This is a genomic window from Chryseobacterium sp. W4I1, from assembly GCF_030816115.1.
Lineage (GTDB): Bacteria > Bacteroidota > Bacteroidia > Flavobacteriales > Weeksellaceae > Chryseobacterium.
Window position 1 is genome coordinate 485,072 of the sequence record NZ_JAUSXQ010000001.1, and the last position, 14,967, is coordinate 500,038.

Genomic DNA, 14,967 nt, shown 5'->3' on the forward strand with positions numbered 1-14,967 from the left:
CAGATAATATCATTTATAAATCATCACTTATCATTTATATTACCAGATAGGCACAGAAAACTATGAATTATTTTTTAACTTATACAGTATACGTTCTCATTTTATCAGTATTGATGGGGATTTCCACTTGGAAGTTGTTTAAAAAAATGGGGTACAGTCCCTTATTTGCATTTATACCTTTCTATAATTACTTTATTATTTTAAAGGAAACCAAGCATCCGAAATGGTGGGCAATCCTGTCTTATTTTCCAATAGTGGGACCTATCATGATGTCTGTTTTCCATATTTACTTAATGAAGAAATTTGGAAAAAACCTTTTCCAGAACCAGCTTCTTACAGTAATACTGCCCTTTATTTACATGGCAACTGTGAATTATTCTAAAGATGTGGAATTGGAAGATGAAAATGCGGATGACTTATTCCTGACAGACGAAGAGAAAAGCTTAAAAAAGAAAGATACATTCATTGGGTCCATTACTTTTGCAGTGGTTTTTGCAACGATTATTCACGTTTTTGTAACACAGCCGTTCGGAATTCCTACAGGATCCATGGAAAGAACACTTCTTGTGGGTGACTTCCTTTTCGTGAACAAATGGAGCTACGGATACAGAATGCCGATGCGTCCGGTCGCTATCCCATTCCTTCAGGGAACTATCATGGATACAGGACAGAAAGGAAATCCAAAAGATGATCCTAAATCATATGTAGACGGCGTGAAGCTTCCATATACCAGAATTTTTCAGTTCAGTAAACCACAGAAAAATGATGTGGTAGTATTCAACTATCCTCGTGATTCCGTGCATACAGCGATCGACAGAAAAGATCCTTATGTTAAAAGATGTGTAGCAACAGCTGGAGATACATTTGAAATGAGAGCCGGAAGACTTTTCGTCAACGGAAAACCGGAAACAGTTTTAGGCGATCAGGAAGTACAGCACAGATATATAGTAAATACGGGTAGTCAGCTTGATATTCCTGCATTGTATAATACATACGGATTCCTTCCGGTACAGGAAATTCAGGGTGAAAAGGGATATATTTATGCCTTCCAGGGATTGACTGATAAGACAGCTAAAGAAATCAAAACACTTCCTCAGGTCATTGATATGAAAGAGGATATCACTCCTAAAGGTGAAGCTGCAGTATATTACAGAGACGAAGCCAAAACAAAAATAGACACCACTCAGTCCATCTTCCCGATCAACAAACCTTGGAACCAGGATTGGTACGGACCGGTAAGGATTCCTAAAAAAGGAGATGTAGTGGCTATCAATACTGAAACACTTCCTATGTATCAATGGATTATTTCTCAGTATGAGCACAACAGGCTTGAGAAAAAAGATGGAAAGGTATTGATCAATGGAAAAGAAGCTAATCAGTATACCATCCAACAGGATTACTATATGATGGTAGGAGATAACAGAGATGCTTCATTGGATGCAAGATTCTTCGGTTTCGTTCCGGAAGAAAATATTGTAGGAAAGCCGATGTTTACATGGATGAGCCTTCAGGGAGCTTTCTCTGACAGCAGCTCTACTTATCAGGCTCCGTTCAAGGTTCGTTGGGATAGGATGTTCAAAGCAACCAATACAGGAGAGGCCAATAAAACCTCATACTGGTGGATTGCAGCCATGATCCTTATCCTCTTCTTCGGTTGGGAGTATTTCATGAAGTTATTCGGAAAGAAAAAAGCAGAAGACGAAATATAATTTAGATTAAAACTTAAAAAATAGAATGAAGTATTTGAAAAAATGCTTCATTTTTGCATCATGAATATGACGAATGTATTATTGCCGGTATTTTATATGCCCCCGATTTCATGGTTTTCAGTGTTTTTAAACCCTGAGAATGAGATTATATTTGAACAGTTTGAAAATTTTCCAAAGCAGACCTATAGAAACAGAACCAATATCTATGGTGCCAATGGGAAGCTTTCTTTGATTATTCCTATCAGCCATAACGGGAAAAGAGAGTTTAAAGATACTGAGATTTCCTACAGGGAAGACTGGAGAAGCCTTCATTGGAAATCTATAAAAACCGCCTATCAGAGTTCTCCTTACTTTGAATACTACGAAGATAAGTTGGTGAAAATATATGATCTGAAAGAGAAATTTCTTCTTGATTTTAATCTTAAAGGGTTGGAAATCATTCAGCAGATCCTTAAAACAGAAAAGGCACAGTCTTTGAATGAAGAATATATCAAAAATCCGGAAGGTATCAATTTCAGAGAAAAATTTTCTGCAAAACTTCCTTCTGAATTTATAGTGGAAGAGTATTACCAGACCTTCTCTGATAAATTGGGATTTTTAAAAGATTTATCGATTCTCGACCTTATCTGTAACAAAGGTCCTGAATCTCTGACTTATATAAAAAGTATTAAATAATATAGAAGGTACCATTAGTAAAAATTCTCAGGAATCAAAAGATGAACATGGTGCTTGCATATGACTCAAATAAAATAATTATCAACATATGAAAAAGGTATTATTAGCTGCTGTTTTTCTGGCAGGCTTTAGTTTCTCTTATGCACAGGAATCCCAGGCAAAGAGTATTGATCCAAAGGAAGATAAAGATCTGATGACTTGGTATCATAAAGACTTTTCAGCAACAAAAGTATATGGAATAAATACGGCAAATGCATATAAATATTTAGAATCTAAAGGTCTTAAGCCTAAAACGGTTGTAGTAGGAGTTTTAGACAGTGGTGTTCAGATTGATCACCCAGGTCTTGTGAAAAATATATGGTCCAATCCAAATGAAGTTCCCGGAAATGGAAAAGATGATGATGGAAACGGATATATTGATGATGTACACGGTTGGAACTTTATAGGCGGTAAAAATGGCGACATTGATATCGATAATATGGAAGTGACAAGAGTTGTTGCTAAGTATAAGCCTGTTTTCGAAGGAGATGACTCTACAAAAAACAAGGCGAATCAGGCTAAGATGCCGGAAGAGTTTGCCATGTACATGAAAGCTAAAGACCTTTTCGGCAAGAAAAGTATTGAAGCAAAGCAAAACCTACAGACTTACACAATGATCAACAGTCTCATTCCTAATATGATAAAACTCTTAGGAGGAAAGCCTGTTACTGAAGAAACTTTAGCTGCCATAAAAGCCCCTACAGATCAAAAAGATGCCATTGCGCTTCAGGTTTTAGGTCAGGTTTCCCAAAGCCCGGAATTTAAAGGTAAGTCTTCTGCTGAATTCGAAAAGCTAATGAAAGAGCAGATGAAAGAAGCAATAGATCACTATGCACCCGCAGCCAAGCAGTATGATTTGAGCTATGATCCAAGAAAAGAAATCGTAGGTGATAACTATGATGATTATTCTGAAAAATCTTACGGAAACAACCATTATGAAGGAGCAGATGCAGAACACGGAACACACGTTGCCGGAATTATTGCAGGTCTTCCTCAGGGTAAAGAGATACAGTATGGAGTAGCTTCAAAAGTGGCTAAGATCATGTCCGTAAGAACAGTTCCGAATGGTGATGAAAGAGATAAAGATGTAGCTAATGCCATCAGATATGCTGTTGATAATGGAGCCAAAATTTTAAATATGAGCTTCGGTAAACCGGTATCTCCAGGGAAGAATGTAGTTTGGGATGCTTTCAAATATGCTGAAGATAAAGGAGTTCTTCTGGTAAAAGCAGCAGGTAACGAAAATGAAGACGTTGCTGAACACCTTGCTTTCCCTACGAATTTTAAAAATACGACAGATGAAAAACCATTTGTAAACAATGTATTGGTTGTAGGAGCAAGCACCAACAGAAATAATCAACTGAGAGCAGACTTCTCGAACTTTAACAAGAAAATGGTCAACGTTTTTGCGCCGGGTGAAGAGATTTATTCTACAGTTCCTAAAAACGAATACAAATACCTTCAGGGAACTTCTATGGCATCACCTGTCGTGGCAGGAGCAGCAGCCGTATTATTAGCTTATATGCCCAATCTTAAACCAGATCAGATCATTGAAGCCCTTGTAAAAAGCAGCAACCCAAGCGCAGAGAACAAATTTCCTGAATTTTCTCAGGCTGGAGGCGTAATAGATCTTCAGAAAGCTGCAGAATATGCTTATACTAATTTCTACAATGGTAATAAAACATCAGCTAATAAGAAGCCTGCGAAATCCATAAAAAAGGCTGTTAAAAAATAATATATCTGCCTGTACATAAGGTAAAACCATAAAAAGTCCGAATTTTTCGGACTTTTTTTATTTTTATCTTTCAATTTGGCACGGTTTTTTGTAACTTTATAGTAACAAAATAATAAACAACAAAATGAAAAAGTTACTACTTGCAGGGATGATTGGAACATCACTTTTTGCAGTGTCTTGTTCCTCAGTAAAAAAAGCTGAAACGTCTCAAAACCAAAGAGTCGAATATTTGAAATTAAAAGGAGATTGGGAAATTGTAAGCGTCGATTATGAAAAAGGATTCAAAATTAAACCTTTTGATGAAGGAGCGGATGCTCAGTGTTTCGTAGGAAGCCATTGGAGATTAATTCCAAATAATTATACCGGTGCCTATACTTTAAATGGTGGTGGAGCTTGCCCAAGCCTTACTCGCCCTATCAAATTTGAAGTAAAAGATGGCAATACATTCTTATTCAAAAAAATAGCTGAAGGAACTAAAGCCAAGCAGAATACTGTAGGATATTCCCTAACGATTACCAACCAGTCTACAGATCAGTTCTCACTTGTACAGAGTGTTCCTTTCGATGGAAGCACAGTACAGGTTGTTTACAACTTCCAGAGAGCAGGAATGAAATAATTTATCAATATAAAAGATCAAAAAAATGAAATTTACTAAAACATATATAGGAGCATTATTCTTATCATCAGCATTATTATTAACAAGCTGTGAAGCCGTTCAGAATTCTAACCACCAGCAGAGAGGTACAGCAGTAGGTGTTGCATCAGGAGCTGTGATTGGGGGTATTTTAGGAAATAATGTAGGGAGTGGTAAAAACTCAGCTTTAGGAGCTGTGTTAGGAGGAATTATCGGTGGAGTTGCAGGTAATGTTATCGGTAACAAAATGGATAAGCAGGCTAAACAAATTAAAGAAACTTTACCTGGAGCTGAAGTAGAAAGAGTAGGAGATGGTATCAAAATTACTATGAATGAAAGCATTGTAAACTTTGCTTTTGACTCTTCTAATCTAACTTCAATTGCTCAGACCAACCTGGATAAATTAGCTCAGGTACTTGCTGATAACCCGGATACAAATATTAATATCTACGGTCATACAGACAGTAAAGGTGCAGATGCTTACAACTTATCTCTTTCCCAAAGAAGAGCTGATGCGGTAAAAGCATACCTATCAGGAAAAGGAATTGCATCAAGCAGAATGTTTACAAAAGGTGAAGGTGAAGCTATGCCGGTTGCTACCAACGATACAGACGAAGGAAGAGCTAAAAACAGAAGAGTAGAATTTGCTATTACAGCAAATGAAAAAATGATTAATGATGCCAAACAAGGGCAATAATTAATTTTATATAAATATTTTCGTAAAAGACCGCCTCGGCGGTTTTTTTTTGTATTTTTATCCTATAAATTTTGAATTCATTATTTTTGTAACTGAATTAGCATAAATGAAGAAATATCTTAAACTCCTCCGGGTGGAACAATGGGTGAAAAACCTGTTTGTTTTTGTCCCTCTGTTTTTTTCAGGAAACATTACAAATTTAGACCTACTTACCAAAAGCATCTTTGCGTTTATTATTTTTTCGTTCGCAGCAAGCGCTGTATATATCCTGAATGATTATAATGATATAGAAGCAGACAGCAAGCACCCCGAAAAAAGAAGAAGACCTCTGGCAAGTGGAGCCATCTCAAAATCCACGGCAATAGCAATTCTTGCAGGACTTATTATCGCAGATGTAGCACTTGTATTTTTTGCGCAGCTTTATTTCCATGAGTTTTTGTGGAAGTTTGGGGCGATCATCGCGATGTATTTTGTAATGAATATCGCTTATACGTTGAAATTGAAACATGTTCCCATCATTGATATTTTCATTATTGCCACAGGATTTGTACTTCGAGTACTTGCAGGCGGTTATATTACAGGCATCAATATTTCCCAATGGGCCATCTTGCTGACTTTTGTACTGGCACTTGTTCTTGCGATCGGGAAAAGAAGAGGAGAACTTATTAATGCGCAGGTTTCCGGGAAAACAAGAAAAGCTTTAGACGGATATAATGTACAGTTTGCAGATATTGCACTTTCCATTTCCGTTACCCTGGCGATCGTCTGTTATCTCATGTTTACCCTTTCACCTGAAGTTCAGGGAAGGTTCCATGAACGGGTGTTTTATACCGTCATATTTGTAGTTTTCGCTTTTCTGAGATACCTGCAGCAAACGCTGGTCTACAACAGAACGGAATCTCCCACAAAAATTGTCTACAGAGACCGGTATATTCAGGTAACCTTAGTACTTTGGGTGGCCACATTTTTAATCCAGATTTACTTTAAGAAATGAAGCCGAATTTCACACAAAAAATTACCAACTGGGGCAATTTCCCGGTAGTAGAAAAAGAAATGAGATCTGAGGACAGCTTCAAAAAAATAAAGGAGTTTGTACTCAGTCATAACGAAGTTATTGCAAGAGGAAACGGAAGATGTTACGGTGATGCTTCCTTGGGAGAAACTATATTTTCTACCAAAAAACTTAATAAATTCATCAGTTTCGACCGTCTGAATGGAATTATAGAATGTGAATCAGGAGTTTTGCTTTCGGATATACTGGAAATTGCTGTGCCACAGGGATATTTCCTTTACGTAACTCCCGGTACGAAATTTATTTCTGTAGGAGGAGCAATTGCTTCCGATGTTCATGGTAAAAATCACCATGCAGAAGGTTGCTTTTCAGAATATGTCATTGAATTTAAGTTGATGACAGAAAAAGGAGAGATCATCACATGCTCCAGAGAAGAAAACCAGGATAAATTCTGGGCTTCCATTGGAGGAATGGGACTTACCGGAATTATTCTTACAGCGAAATTTAAACTTAAGAACATACAATCTGCCTATATTCGTCAGGAAAGCATCAAAGCAGAGAATCTGGATGAAATTTTCAGACTTTTTGAAGAAAGTGAAAGCTGGACGTACACCGTAGCATGGATTGATTGTCTTCAGAAAGGAAAGAATCTTGGCAGAAGTATTTTAATGAGAGGAGAACACGCTTTTCAGCATGAACTGCCCCATAATCTCACCAAACAGCCTTTAAGACTGAAGAAAAAACTGCAGCCCATTGTTCCGTTTTATTTTCCAAACTTTGTCCTGAATGCCTTAACGGTAAAGATCTTTAATCTTTTGTATTATAAAAAACAGGCAAAAAAAGAAGTTAAAAGTTTTATAGATTATGAAACTTTTTTCTATCCTCTGGACGCCATCACCGATTGGAATAAAATCTACGGAAAATCAGGTTTCATCCAGTATCAAATGGTGATTCCGAAAGAAGCAGGAAAAGAAGGCATGAAAATGATCCTTGAAACGATTGCAGCAAGCGGAAACGGTTCTTTTCTGGCCGTTTTAAAGCTTTTTGGGAAAAATAATCCTGATGCTTACAATTCATTTCCGTTTGAAGGGTATACCCTTGCTCTCGATTTTAAAGTCAATTCAAAACTGAAAAAACTGGTCGGGAAATTAGATGATATCGTGCAGCAGTTCGGAGGAAGGATCTATCTTACAAAAGACAGCATGAGCAGGTCGTCATTGACAAATTACCTTAAAAATATTCAAAGTTCAAAATTTGTGTCTTTACAGCACAAAAGAATCATAAACAACAATTCATAATGATAGTTCTGGGAAGTACGTCTGAAGTGGCACAGGCTTTTGTGGAAAAGGCTCTTCAGGAAGGAGAAAAGTTTGAAAAAATATACCTTTTCACTTCAAATAAAGAAACTACCGAAAGATTTGCAAGGCATATTGATGTCAAATTTCTGCAGCAGTCCGAAGTTATCGAAATTGATCTTATGAAAGAGATTGATTATAATAAATTTGATCATGTCAGTTCAAATGTATTATTTTGTGCAGCAGGATATTTGGGCGACGGAACCGAGGAAGGTCTTTATGACAACAGGAACACAGAAAAGATTATCAACATCAATTATTCAAAGCTGGTTCCGGTAATGAACTATTTTGCGCAGAAGTTTGAAAGCAGGAGATCAGGAACCATCATTGGACTTTCATCGGTAGCAGGAGACAGGGGAAGACAGAGTAATTTTATTTATGGCAGTGCAAAAGCAGCTTTTACGGCCTATTTGAGCGGTCTTAGAAATTACCTTTTTGATAAAAAAGTACATGTGCTTACCATAAAACCTGGCTTCATGGCTACGAAAATGACGGAAGGACTGCCTTTGAATCCTAAACTGACAGCAACACCGAAACAGGCTGCTGCTTGTATTTATAAAGCGTTTAAAAAGCAAAAGAATGTGGCGTACGTTTTGCCAGTTTGGGGTATTATTATGATGATTATCAGGAATGTACCTGAATTTATATTTAAAAAGTTAAAGCTTTAATAAAAATGAAAAAATTGTATTGTTTTGATTTTGACGGAACCCTGACGTATAAGGATACTATGTTTATGTATCTTAAATTCTACGATTCTACCAAATTCCGGATACAATTTTTAAGACATGTTCCTCTTTTCATTCTCCTGAAAATGAAGCTTGCTGAAACCGAAAAAGTGAAGAAAAGCTTCATCGGATCTATTCTTAAAGGACAAACGCAGGAAAAAATAGAATTGAAGTCCAAACAGTTTTTTGAACATCATTATCCCAAAATAGTACGGGAAAATGCCTTAGACTTTATTAAAAATATCGATAGAGATAATACACAGAGTTTATTGGTTACCGCTTCCTTAGACATCTGGGTAAAACCATTCGCTGAAGAGCTTAAAATGGAGCTGGTATCTACCCGTGCAGAGTTTAAAAACGGCATTTTTACAGGAAATTTCATTGGTAAAAACTGTAACGGAAAAGAAAAACTTCTAAGGATAAAGGCGGAAATAAGTGATACTAAATATGACAAAATAATTGCTTTCGGGGATACTTCCGGTGACCGCCAGATGCTTAAATGGGCAAATGAAGGTCATTACCAATTTTTTCACTAATTTTGAAAGGTAAAAATTAAACATGAAAAGACTGCTTCTTGCAAGTACTGCAATCTTAATGAGCTGTGCAACCCCATCGTCTCAGCCACCATCAGCCGGCCAGAACGGTGCAGAGCTACTTGTTTCTGAGTCACAGGGTGGTACAGATGTGGCTGGATTTACCATTATTAAGAATGAACAGGAATTCCGAAACTCCATTAAAGGAAGTTTTGGTCTTGTTGAAGTGAAAAAAGAACCGGATGTCAACTATCCCAAATTTCCAAAAGATAAAAAAGTGATTTTATATCATATGGGAAGTTTCAGGTCGGGCAGCCATAGAATTGACAGGATTAAAAACGTATCGGTAAAAAATAATATACTGTACATAGAAGTTCCTGCTGTAGAATCTGGCGGAATGGAAATTCAGGTGCTTTCCAACCCCTGGTTTATCTTTGCTGTTCCTTCAGACTATCAGTTTACTTCCGTAGAATTAAAATATTCAAAATAAAATGAACAAAATATATTTAGATAACGCTGCCACAACACCTCTTGCTGAAGAAGTCATAGATGCAATGGTGAGTACCATGAAGATGAATTTCGGAAATCCTTCCTCTACCCACAGCTTTGGCCAGGAAGCAAAGATCCTTATTGAAAATGTAAGAAGACAGGTTGCAGATTATCTTCATGTAACTCCTGCGGAGATCATCTTTACTTCGTGTGGAACAGAATCAAACAATATGATTATCAAGTCCAGTGTAGAACACCTTGGAGTAGAAAGAATCATCAGTTCTCCGCTGGAACACAAGTGTGTTTCGGAGAGCATTTTAGATATGAAGAATAGAAAGGGAGTAGAAGTAGTCTATATTCGCCCTAATGAAAAAGGAGATATTGATCTTAATAAGCTGGAAGAGCTTTTAAAAGCTTCAGACAAAAAGACTTTAGTAAGCTTGATGCATGCTAATAATGAGATTGGAAATATTGTAGATATTAAAAGAATAGCAGCATTATGCAAAGCGAATAATGCTCTTTATCATTCAGATACGGTGAAAACCATGGCTCACATGGAGTTTGATTTTTCAGATATCCCTGTAGATTTTGCTTCTTGCAGTGCCCATAAATTCCATGGTCCGAAAGGAGTAGGTTTTGCTTTTATCAGAAAAGCAACTGGTTTGAGAGGAATTATTACCGGAGGGCCTCAGGAAAGAAGTCTGAGAGCTGGGACTGAAAATGTTGCCGGTATTGTTGGTTTAGGTAAGGCTTTAGAGCTTTGCATCAACAATATGGAGGCTTATGCCGGTCATATAAAAGAAATTAAAAAATATGCTATTGAAAAATTATCTGCAGAGGTTCCGAATATTAAATTCAATGGACGAAGCGGTGAGATGGAAAATAGTGTAGACAGCGTTTTAAGTGCATTACTTCCCTACAAAGATCCTTTGATCGGGCTTCAGCTGGATATGAAAGGGATTGCAATCTCTCAGGGGAGTGCATGTTCTTCAGGAGCATCAAAACCTTCAATGGTGATGATGATGGTACTTTCTGAAGATGAAATGGACAATTGTACTCCATTGCGTATATCATTCAGCCATATGACGACAAAAGCAGAAATAGACGTTCTGGCAGAAGCCTTAGCAGAAATTTCTAAAGGCTTTGCTATAGAAAAAACAAATGTTGAGCATAGATAGTCTTATTGCTTAAAAGTCGTAATTTTGAATATCCAATTAAGGATTAAATAGAATATAATATTAATTTAAATAAAAGAAACAAAATGGCTTTAGAAATTACGGACAGCTCATTTCAGGAAACGGTTTTAAAATCAGATAAGCCGGTATTGGTTGACTTCTGGGCAGTATGGTGTGGACCATGCAGAACTTTAGGACCAATCATCGAAGAAGTAGCATCAGATTTTGAAGGAAAAGCGGTAGTAGGAAAAGTTGATGTAGACAACAATCAGGAAATTTCAATGCAGTATGGCATCAGAAATATCCCTACAGTTCTGATTTTTAAGAATGGTGAAGTGGTTGATAAATTGGTAGGCGTAACCCCAAAAGAGGTAATTGCTGAGAAATTAAGCGCTCACTTATAAAAAAATAAGTTTGATAATGAACGCCTTTCATTTTTGGAAGGTGTTTTTTATTGAAATAATTTGCAGGTGATGAAAAAAGGTGTAATTTTGCAATCACAAAAAAGAAACGACGTTCTTTACAACAACAGAAAATGATCCGGTAGTTCAGCTGGTTAGAATGCCGCCCTGTCACGGCGGAGGTCGCGGGTTCGAGTCCCGTCCGGATCGCAAAAGTTTTTCAATTTACTTTTAAAAAAATTAGATCCGGTAGTTCAGCTGGTTAGAATGCCGCCCTGTCACGGCGGAGGTCGCGGGTTCGAGTCCCGTCCGGATCGCAAAAGTTTTGTCAATTTCTTTTAAAAAAAATTGATCCGGTAGTTCAGCTGGTTAGAATGCCGCCCTGTCACGGCGGAGGTCGCGGGTTCGAGTCCCGTCCGGATCGCAGAAGTTTTATCAATTTACTTTTAAAAAAATTGATCCGGTAGTTCAGCTGGTTAGAATGCCGCCCTGTCACGGCGGAGGTCGCGGGTTCGAGTCCCGTCCGGATCGCAAGATCTTTAAACCCCTTCAATTATTTGAAGGGGTTTTTGTTTGTGTATGAAATAAATAATAATCCTAATGTCTATATTCACCGTATGGGGCAGGCAAGCCAAAATTCAGAGGTCAAAATCTGTTTGCTGAAATTGCGGAATGGGTAAATTTTTGAAATAAAGCCACAAACAGTATATCAGAATGGATACGGTAGATGAAAGTACACCATTACAAAACTTAATGATACTGACAACTTCCGTAAACTATCGCACTGCTGAAGTCCCCTTCTGTGAAATCGATCTATATGATGTTGGTTAAATTGCTTCTTGTGTACATCTACAGTTTATTCTACATTAGTAAACCAATATAAGCTCAATGCTACAAAGAAAATTTATTCTGTTCTCCATCCTTAAAACTTGGCTCATGGCTACGGTAATTTCGACGGTGATCCTGGTTATTTATATGATGATCACAGAAGTTCCGAGTGAACATCCCAGAAACTGTGATATGAGTGGTTTGGCTTATGGTCTTTTGATCTTTTGGATTCTGTCTTTGGGTGTAATTTCTTTCAGCAGTCTTTTTTCTTTATTAAAAGTTTTTCAGGGAAAAGGACAAAGATGGCTGTGCTGGTTTTTGCTCCCGACAATAACTGCAGGTTATTTTTTTATGGAAATTTCTGACGGGAAGATTGATGGGGAAGGGCTTGCATTTTTCTTGATTGCCAATCTGCCATGGTTTCTTTTGTGGGGATTTTATTTTTATAGGTTTAATTCCTTATTTAAATTTAATGAATAAAATGAATAAAATGATAAAAATATAAAATCGAATCATCAAAAAATGAAAAAACTGTTTCTGTTTCTTGCAACTGTAATGCATGCTGCAATTCTTTATTCCCAGCCCATCACTTTAAAATCGGTAGATGAAGTTAAAGAATTCCGGCTGATGCTGTGTTACGGAAACGGCGGAAAAGGTGCTTTTGTACAGTATGAAGGAAAGAAGGACATAATTCCGCTTATAGTTAAAAGCTACATATTAGATACAATCGGAAGAAAAAATAATCAGCCTGACCACCATTATTTTGAGTGGGATGAAATAATAGATGGAAAAGTAAGCGGCACCTATAAAATGCTGCAGATCCAGAATATTATTGCTGATGCCTCGTACAGGAGAATAAAGGATTGGAAAAAATTCACCCTTGAACTGGCAGATGACGATGATGAAAAACCGGATGGCAATGATAAATACCTGTTACATGGAGCATTGATATCTTTTAATCATTTTTATAACAGCAATCTGCTGATTGAGTATCCTGACGGAAAAAAGATGACTGCAGTACTTCCTTTTCCGGATAATCCAGATGCAGCTATGCAGAGTATCATAGAAGATTATAATTTTGACGGATATGATGATCTGGCATTCACAATTCCTGATGCAGGAATGGGCGTTTATAGCATGTTTACCATTTACCTCTATAATCCCAAAAAGAAACGTTTTGAAAAGCTGCAGGAACCGGACTATTCAAAGTCCAGCTGCTCGTGTCTGTGTGATGTATCTGTTAATAATGAAAAAAAAATACTCCAAACAGGCTGTAGAGGTGGCGCTGCCTGGCATCAGGATTCTTACAGTTTTGATAAAAATGGGATTCTCAAATGGGATTCTTCAGAAGAACATAACGGAGAATAAGAACAGCATATTTTTTCTAAATTTTTATTTCAGAAGTTATATGAATTTATAGACCTAACAAAACGCTCTTCCATTTACGAAACAATATACTTTACAATAGCTTCACAGTGTATTTTTGTGGTATCAAAAACAGGAATTGTAAAATCATCCTGACTGATCAGCAGCGGAATTTCTGTGCAGCCCAGAATAATACATTCTGCACCACTGCTGATAAGGTTTTCCACAATGGAAATATAATTGGTTTTGGTTTCAGAATTAATAAATCCTACTCCCAGTTCTTCCTTAACCGTATGCTGAATATAATCTCTCGTTTCCTGTTTTTCCGGGATCAGTACTTCAAGTCCGTATTCCTGGAGTTTATTTTTATAAAAATCCATTTCCATGGTAAATTTTGTTCCCAGCAGTCCAACCTTTGTAAATCCGGCTTTACGTATTGCTTTTGCGGTTTCTGTCCCGATATGGAGAATGGGCAGTTGTACGGTATCCTGCAGCTCGTCTGCAAATAAATGGGCTGTATTTGCACATAGAACAATTCCGTCTGCTCCAGCACTTTTAAGGTGTTTACAGGCTTTCAGTAATAACTCAAAGGAATTGACCCATCCTTTGGCCTGGATATCTCCGAAATTTAAAGAATATACCATGCATTCAGCGGCATTCAGACCTCCCAGACTGGCATTGACTCCTTCATTAATGAACTTATAATAATCTAATGTAGATACCCAGCTTATTCCGCCTACCAATCCTATTTTTTTCATGAAATTCTGTTGTTTACTATTGAAAACAAATCTAAATAAAAGTTTCCAAATCAGACAAAAAACAGATTGGCATCTGAATTCTTTTGTACTAAAGTATTCTGAGGGTAGAGGGAGTGAATGAGTTATTTTATCCCTATTTTTGTTGATATAACTACCAATCCCAAAATATGATCATAGAGAACAGTAACCATCAGGATATTGAAGAGATTTTCAGACTATATCGTTTGGCAACCGATTTCCAAAAAACAAAAAATATTGTTCTGTGGCCGGAATTTGAAAGAAGCCTGATAGAAACTGAAATTGATAAAAAGAGACAATGGAAGATTGTAATAAATAATGAAATAGCCTGTATTTGGGCAGTTGCTTTCAGTGATCCACAGATTTGGGGTGAAAAAAATGCTGCCCCGGCCGTGTATATTCATCGTATTGCTACCAGTCCGGAATTTAGAGGTCAGAATCTGGTGGCTGAAATAGTAGACTGGGCAAAAAAATATGCATCGGAAAACCACAAACGGTTCATCAGAATGGATACAGTGGGAGAAAATACCCCTTTGATTAATTATTATAAAAAATGTGGGTTTGATTTTCTGGGACTTACCAAGCTCCAAAATACTGACGAACTTCCCGGACATTACCATAACGCTGAAGTCAGTTTGTTTGAAATTGATTTATCAGGTACAAATTAGTACACTTTTATACATCCGAAGTTTATCATTACTTTAGTTATAATCCATAAACCAATAATATACACAAATACCGTTTTTTTACGGTATTTGTGATAAGGTCTTTCATGATTCAATTTTAGGTCTGATATTTGCACAAGATAGCCAAACTAAA

At 37.0% G+C, this 14,967-nt stretch carries 16 protein-coding genes and 4 tRNA genes; 19 read left to right on the top strand and 1 reads right to left on the bottom strand.

Annotated features, from left to right (window positions below; all coding sequences use genetic code 11):
* Positions 1-62: 62 nt before the first annotated feature.
* The 18 genes from lepB to QF044_RS02395 all read left to right on the top strand — a co-directional run bounded on the left by lepB (position 63) and on the right by QF044_RS02395 (position 13,375).
* Positions 63-1,709, top strand: coding sequence for a signal peptidase I (gene lepB, locus QF044_RS02310; protein WP_307263164.1), 1,647 nt, complete (start codon positions 63-65; stop codon positions 1,707-1,709).
* 60 nt (positions 1,710-1,769) lie between these two features.
* Positions 1,770-2,384, top strand: a complete 615-nt coding sequence (locus QF044_RS02315; RefSeq protein ID WP_307271907.1) for a WbqC family protein — start codon at positions 1,770-1,772, stop codon at positions 2,382-2,384.
* Positions 2,385-2,472: 88 nt separating this feature from the next.
* The gene (locus QF044_RS02320; protein WP_307263166.1) at positions 2,473-4,158 is read left to right on the top strand and encodes a S8 family serine peptidase; all 1,686 of its coding nucleotides are present in this window, start codon (positions 2,473-2,475) and stop codon (positions 4,156-4,158) included.
* 124 nt (positions 4,159-4,282) lie between these two features.
* The gene (locus QF044_RS02325) at positions 4,283-4,774 is read left to right on the top strand and encodes a lipocalin family protein (RefSeq protein ID WP_307263168.1); all 492 of its coding nucleotides are present in this window, start codon (positions 4,283-4,285) and stop codon (positions 4,772-4,774) included.
* Between the two features lie 25 nt (positions 4,775-4,799).
* Positions 4,800-5,489 carry an OmpA family protein gene (locus tag QF044_RS02330; protein WP_307263170.1) on the top strand — a complete coding sequence of 230 codons (690 nt, stop codon included), beginning with the start codon at positions 4,800-4,802 and terminating at the stop codon, positions 5,487-5,489.
* A gap of 106 nt (positions 5,490-5,595) precedes the next feature.
* Positions 5,596-6,483: a decaprenyl-phosphate phosphoribosyltransferase gene (locus QF044_RS02335; protein WP_307263173.1), complete on the top strand. Its 888-nt coding sequence runs from the start codon at positions 5,596-5,598 to the stop codon at positions 6,481-6,483.
* Positions 6,480-7,799, top strand: a complete 1,320-nt coding sequence (locus QF044_RS02340) for an FAD-binding oxidoreductase (RefSeq protein WP_307263175.1) — start codon at positions 6,480-6,482, stop codon at positions 7,797-7,799. Before QF044_RS02335 ends, QF044_RS02340 begins: the two co-directional genes overlap by 4 nt.
* Positions 7,799-8,524 (top strand): SDR family NAD(P)-dependent oxidoreductase, encoded by a 726-nt coding sequence (locus QF044_RS02345; RefSeq protein WP_307263177.1) that lies wholly within the window; start codon positions 7,799-7,801, stop codon positions 8,522-8,524. Before QF044_RS02340 ends, QF044_RS02345 begins: the two co-directional genes overlap by 1 nt.
* A gap of 5 nt (positions 8,525-8,529) precedes the next feature.
* Positions 8,530-9,117, top strand: coding sequence for an HAD family hydrolase (locus QF044_RS02350; RefSeq protein WP_307263179.1), 588 nt, complete (start codon positions 8,530-8,532; stop codon positions 9,115-9,117).
* 22 nt (positions 9,118-9,139) lie between these two features.
* Positions 9,140-9,604 (top strand): hypothetical protein, encoded by a 465-nt coding sequence (locus tag QF044_RS02355; protein ID WP_307263182.1) that lies wholly within the window; start codon positions 9,140-9,142, stop codon positions 9,602-9,604.
* Between the two features lies 1 nt (position 9,605).
* The gene (locus QF044_RS02360) at positions 9,606-10,781 is read left to right on the top strand and encodes a cysteine desulfurase family protein (protein WP_307263184.1); all 1,176 of its coding nucleotides are present in this window, start codon (positions 9,606-9,608) and stop codon (positions 10,779-10,781) included.
* Between the two features lie 83 nt (positions 10,782-10,864).
* Positions 10,865-11,182 carry a thioredoxin gene (gene trxA / locus QF044_RS02365; RefSeq protein WP_034741495.1) on the top strand — a complete coding sequence of 106 codons (318 nt, stop codon included), beginning with the start codon at positions 10,865-10,867 and terminating at the stop codon, positions 11,180-11,182.
* A gap of 133 nt (positions 11,183-11,315) precedes the next feature.
* Positions 11,316-11,389 (top strand) — tRNA-Asp (locus QF044_RS02370).
* Between the two features lie 33 nt (positions 11,390-11,422).
* Positions 11,423-11,496 (top strand) — tRNA-Asp (locus QF044_RS02375).
* Between the two features lie 33 nt (positions 11,497-11,529).
* Positions 11,530-11,603: transfer RNA gene (locus QF044_RS02380), tRNA-Asp, on the top strand.
* Between the two features lie 33 nt (positions 11,604-11,636).
* Positions 11,637-11,710: transfer RNA gene (locus tag QF044_RS02385), tRNA-Asp, on the top strand.
* Positions 11,711-12,115: 405 nt separating this feature from the next.
* Positions 12,116-12,487: a hypothetical protein gene (locus QF044_RS02390; RefSeq protein ID WP_307263189.1), complete on the top strand. Its 372-nt coding sequence runs from the start codon at positions 12,116-12,118 to the stop codon at positions 12,485-12,487.
* A gap of 42 nt (positions 12,488-12,529) precedes the next feature.
* Entirely contained in the window at positions 12,530-13,375 is an 846-nt protein-coding gene (locus QF044_RS02395; RefSeq protein ID WP_307263191.1) for a hypothetical protein, read from the top strand.
* A 74-nt stretch (positions 13,376-13,449) separates the two neighbouring features.
* Here QF044_RS02395 and QF044_RS02400 read toward each other — a convergent pair whose 3' ends face one another.
* Positions 13,450-14,130 (bottom strand): aspartate/glutamate racemase family protein, encoded by a 681-nt coding sequence (locus QF044_RS02400; RefSeq protein WP_307263196.1) that lies wholly within the window; start codon positions 14,128-14,130, stop codon positions 13,450-13,452.
* A gap of 167 nt (positions 14,131-14,297) precedes the next feature.
* Here QF044_RS02400 and QF044_RS02405 point away from each other — a divergent pair, with 167 nt between their 5' ends.
* Positions 14,298-14,816 carry an N-acetyltransferase gene (locus QF044_RS02405; RefSeq protein ID WP_307263199.1) on the top strand — a complete coding sequence of 173 codons (519 nt, stop codon included), beginning with the start codon at positions 14,298-14,300 and terminating at the stop codon, positions 14,814-14,816.
* The last annotated feature ends 151 nt before the right edge of the window (positions 14,817-14,967 follow it).